General features: G+C 64.3%; 17 protein-coding genes. 1 reads left to right on the top strand and 16 read right to left on the bottom strand.

The features are described from left to right. Positions 1 to 162: 162 nt before the first annotated feature. The 8 genes from lgt to hisI form a co-directional block, all read right to left on the bottom strand. Positions 163 to 1317 carry a prolipoprotein diacylglyceryl transferase gene (gene lgt, locus AC5RU9_RS05280; protein ID WP_494015600.1) on the bottom strand — a complete coding sequence of 385 codons (1155 nt, stop codon included), beginning with the start codon at positions 1315 to 1317 and terminating at the stop codon, positions 163 to 165. A 21-nt stretch (positions 1318 to 1338) separates the two neighbouring features. Then, positions 1339 to 2151 carry a tryptophan synthase subunit alpha gene (gene trpA, locus AC5RU9_RS05275; protein ID WP_494015599.1) on the bottom strand — a complete coding sequence of 271 codons (813 nt, stop codon included), beginning with the start codon at positions 2149 to 2151 and terminating at the stop codon, positions 1339 to 1341. Next, the gene (trpB, locus tag AC5RU9_RS05270) at positions 2151 to 3527 is read right to left on the bottom strand and encodes a tryptophan synthase subunit beta (RefSeq protein ID WP_494015598.1); all 1377 of its coding nucleotides are present in this window, start codon (positions 3525 to 3527) and stop codon (positions 2151 to 2153) included. Before trpB ends, trpA begins: the two co-directional genes overlap by 1 nt. A gap of 114 nt (positions 3528 to 3641) precedes the next feature. Then, positions 3642 to 4460, bottom strand: coding sequence for an indole-3-glycerol phosphate synthase TrpC (gene trpC, locus AC5RU9_RS05265; protein WP_494015597.1), 819 nt, complete (start codon positions 4458 to 4460; stop codon positions 3642 to 3644). A 2-nt stretch (positions 4461 to 4462) separates the two neighbouring features. Next, positions 4463 to 4735 (bottom strand): HGxxPAAW family protein, encoded by a 273-nt coding sequence (locus tag AC5RU9_RS05260; protein WP_494015596.1) that lies wholly within the window; start codon positions 4733 to 4735, stop codon positions 4463 to 4465. A gap of 134 nt (positions 4736 to 4869) precedes the next feature. Continuing rightward, a complete protein-coding gene (locus AC5RU9_RS05255; protein ID WP_494015595.1) occupies positions 4870 to 5475 on the bottom strand; it encodes a Trp biosynthesis-associated membrane protein in 606 nt (201 codons plus the stop codon). Further along, positions 5472 to 7055, bottom strand: coding sequence for an anthranilate synthase component I (locus AC5RU9_RS05250; protein ID WP_494015594.1), 1584 nt, complete (start codon positions 7053 to 7055; stop codon positions 5472 to 5474). The genes AC5RU9_RS05255 and AC5RU9_RS05250 overlap by 4 nt, the downstream gene beginning before the upstream one ends. Positions 7056 to 7113: 58 nt before the next feature. Then, positions 7114 to 7530, bottom strand: coding sequence for a phosphoribosyl-AMP cyclohydrolase (hisI, locus tag AC5RU9_RS05245; protein ID WP_494015593.1), 417 nt, complete (start codon positions 7528 to 7530; stop codon positions 7114 to 7116). Positions 7531 to 7619: 89 nt separating this feature from the next. On the opposite strand from hisI, the gene AC5RU9_RS05240 reads away from it, so the two are divergent. Next, positions 7620 to 8264, top strand: a complete 645-nt coding sequence (locus AC5RU9_RS05240) for a TIGR03085 family metal-binding protein (protein ID WP_494016058.1) — start codon at positions 7620 to 7622, stop codon at positions 8262 to 8264. Between the two features lie 76 nt (positions 8265 to 8340). Here AC5RU9_RS05240 and hisF read toward each other — a convergent pair whose 3' ends face one another. From hisF to ribD, 8 genes are all read right to left on the bottom strand, one after another. Beyond that, positions 8341 to 9117 (bottom strand): imidazole glycerol phosphate synthase subunit HisF, encoded by a 777-nt coding sequence (hisF, locus tag AC5RU9_RS05235; RefSeq protein WP_494015592.1) that lies wholly within the window; start codon positions 9115 to 9117, stop codon positions 8341 to 8343. 46 nt (positions 9118 to 9163) lie between these two features. Continuing rightward, positions 9164 to 10024, bottom strand: a complete 861-nt coding sequence (gene hisG, locus AC5RU9_RS05230) for an ATP phosphoribosyltransferase (RefSeq protein ID WP_494015591.1) — start codon at positions 10022 to 10024, stop codon at positions 9164 to 9166. 84 nt (positions 10025 to 10108) lie between these two features. Continuing rightward, positions 10109 to 10372 carry a phosphoribosyl-ATP diphosphatase gene (locus AC5RU9_RS05225; protein ID WP_018778638.1) on the bottom strand — a complete coding sequence of 88 codons (264 nt, stop codon included), beginning with the start codon at positions 10370 to 10372 and terminating at the stop codon, positions 10109 to 10111. A 104-nt stretch (positions 10373 to 10476) separates the two neighbouring features. Further along, positions 10477 to 10962, bottom strand: a complete 486-nt coding sequence (gene ribH, locus AC5RU9_RS05220) for a 6,7-dimethyl-8-ribityllumazine synthase (protein ID WP_494015590.1) — start codon at positions 10960 to 10962, stop codon at positions 10477 to 10479. Between the two features lie 18 nt (positions 10963 to 10980). Beyond that, positions 10981 to 11685, bottom strand: a complete 705-nt coding sequence (ribA, locus tag AC5RU9_RS05215; RefSeq protein WP_494015589.1) for a GTP cyclohydrolase II — start codon at positions 11683 to 11685, stop codon at positions 10981 to 10983. Then, entirely contained in the window at positions 11682 to 12377 is a 696-nt protein-coding gene (gene ribB / locus AC5RU9_RS05210) for a 3,4-dihydroxy-2-butanone-4-phosphate synthase (protein WP_309989822.1), read from the bottom strand. Before ribB ends, ribA begins: the two co-directional genes overlap by 4 nt. After that, positions 12374 to 13003 (bottom strand): riboflavin synthase, encoded by a 630-nt coding sequence (locus AC5RU9_RS05205; RefSeq protein ID WP_494015588.1) that lies wholly within the window; start codon positions 13001 to 13003, stop codon positions 12374 to 12376. The genes ribB and AC5RU9_RS05205 overlap by 4 nt, the downstream gene beginning before the upstream one ends. Further along, a complete protein-coding gene (gene ribD, locus AC5RU9_RS05200; RefSeq protein WP_494015587.1) occupies positions 13003 to 14121 on the bottom strand; it encodes a bifunctional diaminohydroxyphosphoribosylaminopyrimidine deaminase/5-amino-6-(5-phosphoribosylamino)uracil reductase RibD in 1119 nt (372 codons plus the stop codon). The genes AC5RU9_RS05205 and ribD overlap by 1 nt, the downstream gene beginning before the upstream one ends. Positions 14122 to 14123: the final 2 nt, after the last annotated feature.

Genomic DNA, 14123 nt, shown 5'->3' with positions numbered 1-14123 from the left:
AATTGTAGGCCAGCCGATCCAGCGCAACGAACAGTTACGCAGACCTCTGGCCCCGGCTTGACCAGTGAACATCGGTATGCTGCGGTCCGGTTTCCGGGGTGCCACGACGCTGTGGACTGGGCCCTACGAGCGGTGACTCTGTTGCCCCTTTACCGACGGCGACTACTTGGTGTCGTCTGCCTTCGGCGAGGATCCGGGGGCCTTCCTTACGGCAGTTGCGGCAGATGTGGCATCCGCGGCGGACGTGGTGTCCTTGGCGGAGTGCCCTGCAGCATCCTGCGGCTCGTCAACGTGGCCCGGATCGCTTTGGTTATTTCGGAGATTATCACGCGAACCAGTATCTGAGACAGATGCGTCCACATCATGACTGGTGACGCTCGTCACCGTGGCAGGTTCCTTTTGGGCTACCTCTTCCGGTTCCCGGCCCTTCAAGTAGGGCGTGTCAGGCACCGGACGACCGCGACGGCCAAGGGCGACGAAAATGAGCAATGCCGCGATGAAGACAAAAATGCTGGTCCAGACATTGAGCCTGGTGGTGAGGCCAAAGAGGGTGATCTGTTCTGCGTCGTCAATCCGGAGGGCTTCGATCCACACCCGGCCCAGGGTGTAGTAGACGGCGTAGAGCCAGAACAGGCGTCCCCAGCGGAAGTGGAACTTCCTGTCGAGCATCAGCAGAATGCCGACGCCGACGAGGTTCCATAGCAACTCGTAAAGGAATGTCGGGTGGAAGAGCGTGTCTGCTGGCATGCCGGCCGGGAAGTTGGCATTGGCAGGATCGATCTGGAGTCCCCACGGGAGGGTGGTCGGCGCACCGAAAAGCTCCTGGTTGAACCAGTTGCCCAGGCGGCCGATGGCTTGGGCCAGAAGGAGACCGGGAGCTGCTGCATCCAGGAACGCCGTCAGTTTGACCCCAGCACGACGGCACCCGATCCAGGCGCCCACGGCACCGAGGATCACGGCACCCCAGATCCCCAGCCCGCCACGTTGGATCTGCGGAATCAACGAAAGATCGCCAGTACCGTCAAAACCCGGGCCGAAGTAGGCGTCGGGCGACGAGAACACATGGTAGAGACGGCCGCCAATAATGCCGAACGGGATGGCCCAAATGGCGATGTCCCACAGGCTCCCTTCAGGCGCGCCGCGCTGCTTCCAGCGTGCCGAAGTCAGCCACAGGCCAACGATGATGCCCGCAAGGATGCACAGGGCATACGCGTGGATACGCAACGTCCCCCACGGCAGCGGAATGTCGAAACCGGACCACGAAGGGCTCGGGATACTCAGTGGGACCATTGCCGCTGCGTGAAGGACGGTCTGCATTCGCTTCGCTGTTTCCTTTTCCTAGGCTTCTGCAGCCGCGCGGCCCAAGCCGGCGCTGAGGTTCTTGGTGAGCTGCCCGACGGCGTCCACGCCGCCGTCGCGTAGTGCCGCCACGAGCGCGGTACCGACGATGACGCCGTCGGCGTAGGCAGCAATCTCGCGGACGTGGTCCGGGTTGGAGACCCCGAGACCCACGCACACCCGCTCGGCGCCTGCCGCGTGGGCGTGCGCCACGACATCCTCCGCGCTGCTGCTAACGGACTGGCGCGTTCCGGTGACACCCATGATGGAGACTGCGTAAACGAAACCGCGGCTTGCCTTGACGGTCATGTCCAGGCGTTCGGGAGTGGACGACGGCGCAACAAGGAAGACCCGGTCGAGGCCGTACTTGTCAGAGGCTTCAAACCATTCGGATGCCTCGTCCGGGATGAGGTCCGGCGTGATGAGCCCTGCTCCCCCGGCTTCGGCCAGGCGGCGGGAAAACTCGTCGACGCCCATTCGCATGACCGGGTTCCAGTACGTCATCACCAGGACGGCAGCGTCGGTGGCGGCGGTAATGCCCGCTACGACGTCGAAGACGTTGGCAACACGGAAGCCGTTGGAGATCGCTTCGGTGGTGGCGGCCTGGATTACCGGGCCGTCCATCACCGGATCAGAGTAGGGGATGCCGATTTCGATCAGGTCGGCACCATTGCGGGCCAGTGCGATGCCGGCCTCGATGCTGTCCTGCACTGTCGGGTAGCCTGCGGGCAGGTAGCCCACCAAGGCCGCACGGCCCTCAGCTTTGGCGCGGTCGATGGCGGCAGCCGATTTGCTGGCGAATTGTTCAGTCATCACTTCTGGTCCTCGTTTACGTCCGCAGCGGCTTCGGCGGCCCGTTCGCTGGGTCCCTTGGGCTTACGCGTGGACAGGGTGGTGCCCTTGACGTGCCCTTCCTCGTCCAGCATGTTGAACCAGGCAGCGGCTGTCTCCACGTCCTTGTCACCACGTCCGGACAGGTTGACGATCACCGTCACCTCGGACGGGTTCTCCTTGCCTTCGGTGAGGCGCTGGCCGATCTTGATGGCGCCAGCCAGGGCATGCGAGGATTCAATGGCCGGGATAATGCCCTCGGTCCGGCACAGGAGGCTGAAAGCGTCCATGGCTTCGGTGTCGGTGATGGCCTCGTACGTCACGCGCCCGATGTCCGCCAGGTAGGAGTGCTCCGGGCCGACGCTCGGGTAGTCCAGGCCGGCCGAGATGGAGTGGGACTCGATGGTCTGGCCGTCTTCGTCCTGCATGAGGTACGAACGGGCTCCGTGGAGCACTCCGGGACGACCCAGCGAGATGGCCGCGGCGTGACGGCCGGTCTCCACGCCTTCACCGCCGGCTTCAAATCCATAAATCTTCACTGATGCGTCATCAAGGAACGCATGGAACAGGCCGATGGCGTTCGAGCCGCCGCCGATACAGGCGGCAATGGCGTCGGGAAGTTTGCCGGTTTGCTCAAGGATCTGGCTGCGGGCCTCGTCACCGATGACCTCGTGGAAGTAGCGGACCATGGCAGGGAACGGGTGCGCCCCGGCGGCCGTACCCAGCAGGTAGTGGGTGTGCTCCACGTTCGAAACCCAGTCACGAAGGGCGTCGTTGATGGCGTCCTTCAGCGTCTGGGAACCGTTGGTCACGGGAACCACCGTGGCACCGAGCAACTGCATGCGGGCCACGTTGAGGGCCTGGCGGCGGCAGTCCTCAGCCCCCATGTACACAACGCATTCAAGGCCGAGCAAGGCCGCGGCAGTAGCGCTGGCAACGCCGTGCTGGCCCGCGCCGGTCTCGGCAATGACACGGGTCTTACCCATGCGCTTGGCGAGCAATGCCTGGCCAAGGACGTTGTTGATCTTGTGGGAACCCGTGTGGTTGAGGTCCTCGCGCTTCAGGAAAATCCGTGCCCCGCCCGCGTGCTGGGAGAAGCGTTTGGCCTCGGTCAGCAGCGAAGGGCGGCCCGAGTAGTTCTTGTTCAGGTCCTTCAGCTCCGCGATGAAGTCGGGATCAGCCTTGGCCTTCTCAAAGGTGTCCTGGACTTCGTCGAGGGCGGCGATGAGAGACTCGGGCATCCAGCGTCCGCCGTAGCTGCCAAAGTAGGGCCCCGATGCGTTGCGCAGCGAAGGGCCACCTTGCAGGAATGCGTCAGCCACATTCTCTTCTGAGCCGGCTGTTGGCGCGTCGACCATCAGTCTCACCGTCCTGTTCCAGTTAGTTCATTGGGTAGTTCCACTTGCCACAAGGCAGCCGCGGGCTCACGCCCGGGCTGCCCTATGACTGTTCGCCGTGATTCAGTGACTGCCTCAGTTTCTGACGGCGATGGCGGCAGCTCCCGCTGCCTTGAATTCAGTAATGCGTTCGCGCGGTGTGGAGTCGCTGACCAGCGCCTCCCCCACCAGGATGGCGTTGGCGCCACCCGCTGCGTAGTACGAGACGTCGTCGGCGTTCCTGACCCCGGACTCGGCGACGATGACGGACTCAGCCGGAATCAAACCGGCCAGCGATCCGAAAACCGAGCGGTCGACGTCGAGCGTTTTCAGGTTGCGCACGTTGATGCCGATGATCTTGGCCTGTGCCGCGACCGCGCGCTCAATTTCTTCCTCGGTGTGCGTTTCCACGAGCACGTTCATGCCGAGCTCGTGGCTGAGCGCACTGAACTCTGCGAGTTCGGAGTCGGACAGAGCTGCGACGATGAGCAGGATGAGGTCGGCGCCGTGGGCACGGGCTTCCCAGATCTGGTACTCGTCAACTGTGAAGTCCTTGCGCAGCAAGGGAGTCCCGACGGCGGCACGCGCGGAATCGAGGTCGGCCAGCGAACCGCCGAAACGGCGCTGTTCGGTCAGGACGCTGATGACGGAAGCTCCGCCGTCGGCGTACTGGACCGCAAGGGACGCAGGATCCGCGATGGGCGCCAGATCGCCTTTTGAAGGGCTGCGGCGCTTGATTTCTGCGATGACTTTGAGGTCGTTGCGAACAGAGGAGGTGCCTCCGAGGGCAGCCCACGCGTCACGTGCCGGAGCTGCGCCGGCAGCACGTTCCTTGAGCTCTACAAGGGAGACGTGACGGCGACGGCCGTCCATGTCCTCCTTGACGCCAACAATGATGTCATCAAGAACGGTCACGATTAGTGGCCGTTGTTCTGCAGCTTGCTGCCACCAACTCCATAGCCCGCACGGCGCATTACCAAGCCCACGATGAGGCCGATGACCATGACAACCAGGCCGCCGACGAAAATCGGGGTGCTGGCAATCACGAAAGCGATGGAGGAAATCAGGGCGCCGGCCAGCATCACAATCACGCAGGTCCAGGCAGCCGGGCTATTACCGTGGCCGATGGCGTCAGCGTGGCTCGCCATCTTGGATTCAGCTTGGTGTGCGGACACTGTGGTTTTGCTCATGTGAAATCTCCTCAGGATGAATACTGCTTACATTCTGCCATTTATTGACGGCGGCCGGGACATCGTCCGACGCCAGGACCGGCCACGGCGCCTATGTTGCGTCGCCCCGGCCCGAAAGACTGTTTGATGGCCGACTACGTGGGATCTTCACCCCGTGAGAGGCTGTCCCAGCTGTCGATCTCGTCCACCGGCCCGTTGCCGCCCTGCGACCCGCCGGCGCGGGCATCGTACTTGGTCCGGGACTTCCAGTGGCGCCCGGCCACCGGCAATACCGCAGCGCAGACCGCCAGGAGCGCGCCCGCCACGATAGCCAGGATGGGGAATGCCGTGGCGGTGACGCTGGCCTGCCCACCTGAGATGCCCGTGGCGGCAGCGATGGAACCCTGGGCGGCGCCAAGCGGATCCACCACCACGGTGATGGCGGCCAGGATAATGCCCACCGCGGACAGTCCAATAATGGCGGCGATGACCCAGCGCGCGATCTTCCCGGCGATGGAAGCAGCCAAGCCGCCTGCCAGAGCAACAAGGGCCAAGGCGGTCACGGCAGTAGCCGCCTTGTTTCCTTGGACGTGGAGGTTGCTGTTGGAAGCTCCGTTCGGGTCCAGTTGGACCTCGATCCAGGTCTGCGTCGTGGCTCCAAAAACCAGGAGGGCAAGGACCGTCATGGCCAGGACCAAAGTCGATTTACGCGCCCAGCGGGGTGTTGCCGCCGCGGATGACGCTGCCGATTCAGTGCTCATGGTGCCGGAGTCCCGCCGTCGGCGTTTTCAGTGTCTCGCACAGAGCCGCCCGAGATGTTCTGCAGCGATCCGGCTGTGTGGACGGCCCGCAGGGGCGCCGCCGCCTTGTTCACTGTCTCCAGCGCTTCGGAAGGTTTGTGCGAATCCGCCACGATCCCGCCGCCGGCCTGTACGTAGGCACGTCCTTCGCGGAGCAGGGCTGAACGGATGGCGATGGCCATATCCATGTCACCGGCAAAGTCCAGGTAGCCAACAACGCCACCGTAGATGCCGCGCCGGTGCGGTTCCAGTTCGTCCAGGAGACGCAATGCACGCGGCTTGGGGGCGCCGGAGAGAGTGCCCGCTGGGAACGTGGCCTTGAGGACGTCGTATGCCTTGGCGTGCGGAGCAAGCTCACCCACCACCGTGGACACCAGGTGCATGATGTGGCTGAACCGCTCCACTTCCATGAACTGCGTGACATCCACCGTGCCCGCAACGCACACCTTCGAGAGGTCGTTCCGTGAAAGATCAACCAGCATCAGGTGCTCGGAACGTTCTTTCTCGTCGGCCAACAGTTCAGCAGCCAGTGCCTTGTCCGCCTCAACCGTCTTGCCACGGGGACGCGAGCCGGCGATGGGGTGGGTAATGACTTCCTCACCGGTCACCGTCACCAGGGCCTCAGGCGAGGAACCCACAATCGAGTACTCGCGGCCGTCCGCATCCTCAAGGCTGAAGAGGTACATGTACGGGCTGGGGTTGGTATTGCGCAGGACCCGGTAGACGTCCAGGGGGTCGGCCGCGCATTCCATCTCGAACCGACGCGAGATGACCACCTGGAAGACTTCGCCGTCGACGATCGCTTCCTTGCCGCGGTCAATCGCTTCCAGGTACCGGGCTTCGTCCCACCGTTCCTGCACGCTCGAGGCGAAGTCCAAGGCTGCTGTTTCCAGCACGGACACGGGCTGGGCCACGGGAGTGCTGATCTGGTCAAGCAGCCCTTTCACCCGCGCCACGGCGTCGTGCCAGGCGTCATCAACGCGCTCGGAGCTGTCGTCAAAGTTGATGGCATTGGCAATAAGGAGGACTGTTCCGTCCACATTGTCGTGGACGGCCATGTCGGTAACGAGGTTCAGCGCCATCTCCGGCAGCTGCAGGTCATCCTCCGGTGGGGAGGTCAGCCGCTCCCAGTGGCGCACGGCCTCCCAGCCGAGGAAACCCACCAGGCCGGATGTGAAAGGAGGCAAGCCGTCAAAGCGGTCCGTTTGGAGCGCAGCGATCGTGTCGCGGACCGCCTCAACCGGGTTACCGGAGACCGGCACGCCAACGGGAGGTTCGCCGATCCAGTGGGCCTGGCCGTCCTTAGTGGTCAGCGTGGCCCGGGATTTGGACCCAATGAAGGAGTAACGGGACCAGGCGCCGCCGACTGCTGCGGATTCCAGCAGGAACGTCCCGGGCTGCCCCTTGGCCAGCTTCCGGTACAAGCCAATGGGGGTCTCGGCGTCGGCCAGGACCTTAAGTCGGACGGGTATGACACGGCTGTGGACGGCGAGTTCGCGGAACTCTTCCAGGCCCGGGCTGATGATTCCAAGGTCCTGCATGGCTATTTTCTCCGCCTTTTGGTCTGAGGTGGTGCGTCAGTGGAAAGTGGTGGGTGCCTTAGTCGCGGTGACCCGTAACGACGCTGAGGTCGCGGCCGTCGAAGCACGTCCGGGTACCGGTGTGGCAAGCTGCGCCGATCTGGTCCACGCGGACCAGGAGGGCGTCGCCGTCGCAGTCAAGGGCGACTGACTTCACGAACTGAACGTGTCCGGAAGTGTCGCCCTTGCGCCAGTACTCCTGCCGGGAACGGGAGTAGAACGTGACGCGCCCAGTGGTCATGGTGCGGTGCAGTGCCTCGTCGTCCATCCAGCCGAGCATGAGGACCTCGTGGGTGTCGTGCTGCTGGACGATGGCGGCAACCAGGCCAGCGGCATCGCGTTTGAGGGCGCTTGCGATCTCCTGCGGCAAGGGACCCGTGGGGTCGCTGGAAAGCTCCGCGGCGGGAGAGGGGCTGGGGGCGGACTGCTCTGACATCAGATCAAGTCTAGTGCCTTTGGGGAGAGCCGGATTCTGCGGCGGTTCCACTGCGCAAGAGCGCCCTGATCGTGCTAGTTTCACAAGTGATGCATTTCGTCGATCCTTCCCGAGAAGTACTGGCCGAGACCCTGCTTGCGGCCGGCCCTGACTCCCCCACGCTCTGCGAAGGGTGGCAGACAAGGGATCTTGCTGCGCATTTGTATCTGCGCGAACGGAAGATCGCCGTAGGCCTGGGGCTGCTGATCCCCAGCCTTGGCAAGGCCTCCGAGAAGGCGACGTCAAATTTGGCCGCCAAACTCAAGAACTCCGACGCCTACGCCGAACTCGTGAAGACGTTCCGGGCGGGCCCGCCGACCTTCTCCCCCTTGAAGATCAAGGCGCTGGACGAGACCTCAAACCTCATCGAATACTTCGTCCACACCGAGGACATCCGCCGCGCCGGCGACCGCTGGGCTCCTCGCGCCCTCGACGAAGCCTACTCTGACGCCCTCTGGGACGAACTCATCAAGCGCGCCGCTTTCCTGTATCGCGGCGTGGACCTTGGAATCGTCCTGGTTCGGCCCACCGGCCCCCGGCACGTGGCCAAGCGCGCCCCTGTTTCCGTTGCGATTGTCGGCGAGCCAGGCGAACTCCTCATGCACGCCCACGGACGCACCAGCCAGGCCTTGGTCACCTTCGAAGGCCAGCCGGACGCCGTCGCGCTGTTGCAGTCAGCGGACATCGGCCTCTAAACGAACCGAGGGGTCACTTCCGCCCCATCCCGAAAGGGATGATGGGCAGGAAGTGACCCCTCGTAGTTTAAGAACGCTAGCGGACCTCGAAGCCGGCCTCGCGGATGGCGGCTTTCACCTGGGCAATCATGTCGTCCGGGCCGAAGTGGAAGACCGACGCCGCCAGGACAGCATCCGCGCCCGCTTCCACCGCAGGCGGGAAGTGAGCGGGTTTCCCCGCGCCACCGGATGCAATGATCGGGATGTTCACCGCGGCACGGACCAGGCGGATCAGTTCGAGATCGAAGCCGTCCTTGGTGCCGTCCGCATCAATCGAGTTGAGCAGGATCTCCCCTACGCCCCGGTCTGCTGCTTCTTTAGCCCAGGCGATCGCGTCGATGCCGGTGCCGGTGCGGCCACCGTGGGTGGTCACTTCAAAACCGGACGACGTCGGGACGTCACCTTGGCGGGTACGGCGGGCGTCCACGGAGAGCACAAGGACCTGCGAACCGAAGTGGCGGGTGATCTCGTCGATGACGTCGGGCCTGGCCACGGCCGCGGTGTTGATGGATGCCTTATCCGCACCAAAGCGCAGGAGTTTGTCCACCTCCGCAACGCCACGGACGCCGCCGCCCACGGTCAGGGGAATGAAGACTTCCTCCGCGGTCCGGCGAACGACGTCGAACGTGGTTTCACGGTTTCCCGACGAGGCCGTGACGTCGAGGAACGTCAGTTCGTCCGCCCCGCCATTGTCGTAACGGTGTGCCAGTTCCACGGGATCACCGGCATCCCGGAGGCCTTCGAAGTTAACGCCTTTCACGACGCGACCGGCGTCGACGTCCAGGCAGGGAATGACGCGTACGGCTACAGCCATGTGCTGCTCCTAGATTCTGCTGGGCTCTGCTCGCTGGATGCGGTGATCAGATCCGGCAGGCGTGAATGCTGCTGACCAGGATGGCGCGGGCGCCGAGGTCGTAGAGCTCGTCCATGATGCGGTTGGTTTCCTTCTTGGGAACCATGGACCGCACCGCAACCCACTCGGAGTCACGCAATGGAGAAACCGTGGGCGATTCAAGTCCCGGTGTCAGTGCCGCGGCGTCTTCCACCAGGTCCTTGCGGATGTCGTAGTCCATCAGCACGTACTGGCGTGCCACGAGGACGCCCTGCAGGCGACGGATGAGGATGTCGATTTCCTTGGCGGTCCCGTTGGCGGCGCCACCGGAACCGGAGCGGCGGATCAGGACGGCTTCGGACTTCAGGATGGGATCACCGAAGATCTCCATGCCGGCTGCCTTGAGGGTATTGCCCGTTTCAACGACGTCGGCAATGGCGTCCGCGACGCCGAGGCGCACCGACGATTCCACGGCACCATCCAGGCGGACAACCGTGGCGTTCACGCCGCGCCCGGCGAGGTAGTCGCGCAGGAGGCCGTCATAGCTGGTGGCCAGGCGCTTGCCTTCAAGCTGTTCGACGCCGGAGAAGTCACCAACGGGGCCGGCGAACCGGAAAGTGGACGGTGCAAAGCCCAGGGGAAGGAGTTCTTCGGCTTCGACCTTGGCGTCGAGCAGGAGGTCCCTGCCCGTGATGCCAACGTCCAACGTTCCCTGGCCGACGTACACAGCAATGTCGCGGGGGCGAAGGAAGAAGAACTCGATGTCGTTGTCAGGGTCCACCATGACCAGTTCGCGGGAGTCGCGGCGCTGGCGGTAACCGGCCTCGGACAGCATGGCCGAGGCGGCTTCGGACAGGGATCCCTTGTTGGGGACTGCTACACGGAGCATTGGGGAGACTTTCTTTTTGGAATGGAGGTTTCAGGCACATCGGCCACGCAGCGGGCTCCGCGACGGGTGCGCGGAGTGGCGTGGCTAGAGATGCTTGTAAACGTCTTCCAGGCTGAGGCCCTTGGCGAGCATGAGGACCTGCAGGTGGTACAGCAACTGGGAGATTTCCTCAGCGGCGGCTTCGTCCGATTCGTACTCAGCAGCCATCCACACTTCGGCGGCCTCTTCGACCACTTTCTTGCCGATGCCGTGGATTCCGGAGTCCAGTTCGGCAACCGTGCGCGAACCTGCCGGGCGGGTCGCTGCTTTCTCACTCAGTTCTGCGAACAGCGTCTCGAAATTCTTCACGCCCTCCAGACTACTTGCTCGGGGGCTGCCACCGCTTGTTGGGGCGTTGCATGACGAAGGGGATGTGAGTGAAGACACACCCACATCCCCTTCGATCCGTGGTTCTAGCTGTACTGCTTCAGCGTCACTGCCGTCGCGAGGGCCGCGGTTACTGCTTCGTGGCCCTTGTCCTCCTGCGAGCCCGGCAGGCCGGCACGATCCAGGCCCTGCTGCTCGGTGTCGCAGGTGAGGACGCCGAAGCCTACCGGCACGCCGGTGCGGACGCTGACGTCGGTGAGTCCCAACGTCGCGGCCTGGCAGACGTAGTCGAAGTGCGGCGTTCCGCCGCGGATGACCACGCCGAGCGCCACAACGGCGTCAAAGTGCGGGGCGAGCCGGGCTGCTGCAACGGGAAGCTCGAAACTGCCTGGCACGCGCACCAGTGTGGGCTCTGCGATGCCGGCTTCCTTGGCGGCGCGGAGCGCACCGTCCACCAGTCCGTCCATGATCTGGGTATGCCAGCTGGCCGCGACAATGGCGAGCCTGAGCTGCGAAGTTTCCTCGGGGTTGAGGGTGGTGAGGTCGATAGTGGGCGCGCCGTGTCCGCTCATGGTGTTCTGTGGATCCGTTCAGTCGTGGTTCTTGTCAATGGGGCGTGCTGCCGGGGTTTTGCCGTTGCTGACGGGCTCTACATCAAGGGCCAGCAGGTGGTCCATCCGGTCTTTCTTGGTCTGCAGGTACCGCAGGTTCTGTTCGCGGGACGGAACCTCGGTGGGAACCATCTCCACAACCGACACTCCGGCCTGGGCAAGGCGGTTTTGCTTGTCGGGGTTGTTGCTCAACAAGCGGACCTCGTGGAGGCCCATCTCGGCCAGGATCTGGCCCGCCGCACTGTAGGACCGTGCATCCACCGGGAGGCCGAGCTGCTCGTTGGCCTCGACGGTATCGAAACCGGCTTCCTGAAGGGCATAGGCCTTGATCTTGTTGGCCAGCCCAATCCCGCGGCCTTCCTGCCCGCGCAGGTACAGCAGGGTGCCACCCTCAGCGTGGATGAGCTCCAAGGCGAAGGCGAGCTGCTCACCGCAGTCGCAACGGTAGGATCCGAACACGTCTCCGGTGAGGCACTCGGAATGCAGGCGCACCAAGGGTGCCTTGCCGCCCCTGGGCGGGTTCGGTGAGCTCACGGCCAGGTGTTCATGACCCGTCTCATGATCGGTCCAGGCCTGGGCGATGAACTCGCCAAAAGCCGTGGGCAGCTGCACGATTGGCCCGCCGCTTACAGAAGGCGGAACGGGGTCCGTGTGGTCGCTGCTGCGTGTTGTCGATGCGGTCATCGCTTCTCCTCGTCTGCCTGTGAATGATGTGCCGTGCCGGACTCTGCCTTCCCAACATATGACACCAGGTCCTCAATGGAGATGAGGGGGCATCCATGCTCGGAGGCGAAGTCGCGCAGGCTGTCCAAGCGCATCATTTCACCGTCGTCATGTACCAACTCTGCGATCACACCCACCGGGGCAAGCCCGGCGAGACGACATAAGTCCACGGCAGCTTCCGTATGTCCCGGACGTTCACGCACTCCACCCTTAACGGCCCGCAGCGGGAAAATATGCCCGGGGCGGGTGATCGAGGCAGGTGAACTGCCCGGGTCAGCCAGGATCCGGGCGGTGAGGGCCCGGTCGGTGGCCGAAATGCCCGTGCTGACGCCGATCGCGGCGTCACACGAAACGGTGTAGGCCGTGCCTTTGGCGTCTTCGTTGATTTCCACCATGGGCGGCAGGATCAGGGCGTCGGCCCGCTCGCCTTCCAAGGGGACGCATATGACGCCCGATGAATACCGGATGGTCCAGCCCATCAGGGCGGGCGTGGCGTGTTGGGCGGCGAAGATGATGTCGCCTTCGTTCTCGCGGTCTTCGTTGTCCACCACGATGACCGCTTTGCCTGCTGCCATGGCAGCGACAGCAGCTTCCACCGGATCGAGGCCGGTGCGGCGGTTCGCCGAGGTTCCGGAGTGGGTGGGGACGCTCATCGTGCGCTCCCCTGCCGGGGTGCGAAAGACAGCAGGCGTTCGGTGTACTTGGCGAGCACGTCCACCTCGAGGTTGACGCGTCCACCCACGGGCTTGGCCCCGAGCCCCGTCTCCTCCAGGGTGGTGGGGATAAGTCCCACCTCGAACCATGGCGCGGTCTCCGCAGCTTCGCTGACGGCTGTCACCGTCAGTGAAACACCGTCGACGGCGATCGACCCCTTCTCCGCGATGTACCGTGCCAACGGGGCAGGCACGCCGAAGCGAAGACGGTCCCAGTTGCCCAGCGCTTCACGTTCCACGAGCTCGCCCACGCCGTCCACGTGGCCTTGCACCACATGGCCGTCGAGGCGTCCGCCGGCAGGAACGCAGCGTTCCAGGTTCACCGTGTCCCCCGGTGACAGCTCCCCGATGGTGGTGCGGACGAGGGTCTCCCCCATGACATCGACGCTGAAGTCCTGGCCGTCGATCCGGGTCGCGGTCAGGCACACCCCGTTGACGGCAATTGATCCGCCCAAGGGCAGGCCGTCGGTGGTGGTGGGTGCCTTCAAGCGCAGGGTCGCGCTGGCATCGCCTTCGTGCTCAATGCCCAGTACAGTGCCTTGTTCGGCAACGATTCCGGTAAACATCAGTGTCCTCCTGTGAGATATTCCGCAGCTTCCCTGCGCGGAACCGAATTCTTGGTGGTGGCGGCCCGGGTGGACCGCAGGTGGAGTCGAAGGTCATTGCCCAAGGTTCGGACAGCTCCGCCTCCGGCGTCGTCCCAGGACCAGTGCTGGGCGTCGGCCAAGGTGGTGATCCCCAGGTCATTAAGTGCGGCCGTTCCGGATCCCAGCAGGGTCGGCGCAAGGTAGATGATCAATTCATCCACCAGGCCGGCCGCCAGGAAGGTGCTGAGTATGCTCGAACCACCCTCCACCATCACGTGCCGGGCGCCTTCGTCGAAGAGCCGGCTCAGGGCCTCCGCCGGATCCCTGGTGGGCAGGTGCACGAATCGTCCGTCGGTTCCCCGCACCGCGGCGTCGTCGGGAACGTCCCTGAGTCCCATGACTGCGCGCAGCGGCTGGTGCTGGGACAACTCCCCGTCCGGCGTGCGTGCCGTGAGCCGCGGGTTGTCGATCAGCACAGTTCCGGTGCCCACCAGGATCGCGTCAATCAACTCCCTCAAACCATGGTTGTCTGCCAGTGATTCGGGGCTGGAGATCCATTGGCTGGTGCCGTCCACAGCCGCGATACGGCTGTCGAGGGTCTGCGCAATATGCAAGGTGACGAACGGACGCTTGGCGGCAACGGCGTCGAACCATTCCCGGTTCAGGTCCCGTGCCTCGCCGGCTGCAAGCCCTGAGTGGACTTCAACCCCGGCGGCGCGCAGCGTCCGGGCACCGCCCGCGGCTGGGTCGTGGGGATCGTCGACGGCGTAGATCACCTTGGCGATTCCGGCGGCGATGATGGCCTGTGCGCAGGGGCCGGTGCGGCCTTCGTGGTTGCAAGGCTCGAGGGTGACCACCATGGTGGTCCCGGTGGTGTCGATTCCCTGCCGACGGGCCTCAGAAATGGCGTCAGCTTCGGCGTGGGCCGTGCCGGCGCCACGATGATATCCGGTAGCGAGGTGCTCGCCTTCCGGACTGAGGATCACTGCACCCACCAGCGGGTTCGCACCCCGTGGGCCGCGAAGTGCCGCAGCCAGTGCGGCCTCCATGGCTCCTTCTTCGGCGGTACTGCTGGGTTCGGCGCTAATGCTGGGCATGT

The organism is Arthrobacter sp. B0316-5-4, assembly GCF_059090325.1.
The sequence above is the reverse complement of the archived record's forward strand: the minus strand, read 5'-3'. Positions and strand labels throughout refer to the sequence as shown.

Coding starts and splice junctions, on each gene's coding strand:
- AC5RU9_RS05260 (WP_494015596.1), bottom strand. CDS start 4,735: ATGAGCAAAACCACAGTGTCCGCACACCAAGCTGAATCCAAGATGGCG.
- hisI (WP_494015593.1), bottom strand. CDS start 7,530: ATGTCAGAGCAGTCCGCCCCCAGCCCCTCTCCCGCCGCGGAGCTTTCC.
- ribB (WP_309989822.1), bottom strand. CDS start 12,377: ATGAGCGTCCCCACCCACTCCGGAACCTCGGCGAACCGCCGCACCGGC.
- hisF (WP_494015592.1), bottom strand. CDS start 9,117: ATGGCTGTAGCCGTACGCGTCATTCCCTGCCTGGACGTCGACGCCGGT.
- AC5RU9_RS05250 (WP_494015594.1), bottom strand. CDS start 7,055: ATGCAGGACCTTGGAATCATCAGCCCGGGCCTGGAAGAGTTCCGCGAA.
- AC5RU9_RS05255 (WP_494015595.1), bottom strand. CDS start 5,475: ATGAGCACTGAATCGGCAGCGTCATCCGCGGCGGCAACACCCCGCTGG.
- hisG (WP_494015591.1), bottom strand. CDS start 10,024: ATGCTCCGTGTAGCAGTCCCCAACAAGGGATCCCTGTCCGAAGCCGCC.
- AC5RU9_RS05240 (WP_494016058.1), top strand. CDS start 7,620: ATGCATTTCGTCGATCCTTCCCGAGAAGTACTGGCCGAGACCCTGCTT.
- trpA (WP_494015599.1), bottom strand. CDS start 2,151: ATGACTGAACAATTCGCCAGCAAATCGGCTGCCGCCATCGACCGCGCC.
- ribH (WP_494015590.1), bottom strand. CDS start 10,962: ATGAGCGGACACGGCGCGCCCACTATCGACCTCACCACCCTCAACCCC.
- lgt (WP_494015600.1), bottom strand. CDS start 1,317: ATGCAGACCGTCCTTCACGCAGCGGCAATGGTCCCACTGAGTATCCCG.
- ribD (WP_494015587.1), bottom strand. CDS start 14,121: ATGCCCAGCATTAGCGCCGAACCCAGCAGTACCGCCGAAGAAGGAGCC.
- trpB (WP_494015598.1), bottom strand. CDS start 3,527: ATGGTCGACGCGCCAACAGCCGGCTCAGAAGAGAATGTGGCTGACGCA.
- ribA (WP_494015589.1), bottom strand. CDS start 11,685: ATGACCGCATCGACAACACGCAGCAGCGACCACACGGACCCCGTTCCG.
- AC5RU9_RS05205 (WP_494015588.1), bottom strand. CDS start 13,003: ATGTTTACCGGAATCGTTGCCGAACAAGGCACTGTACTGGGCATTGAG.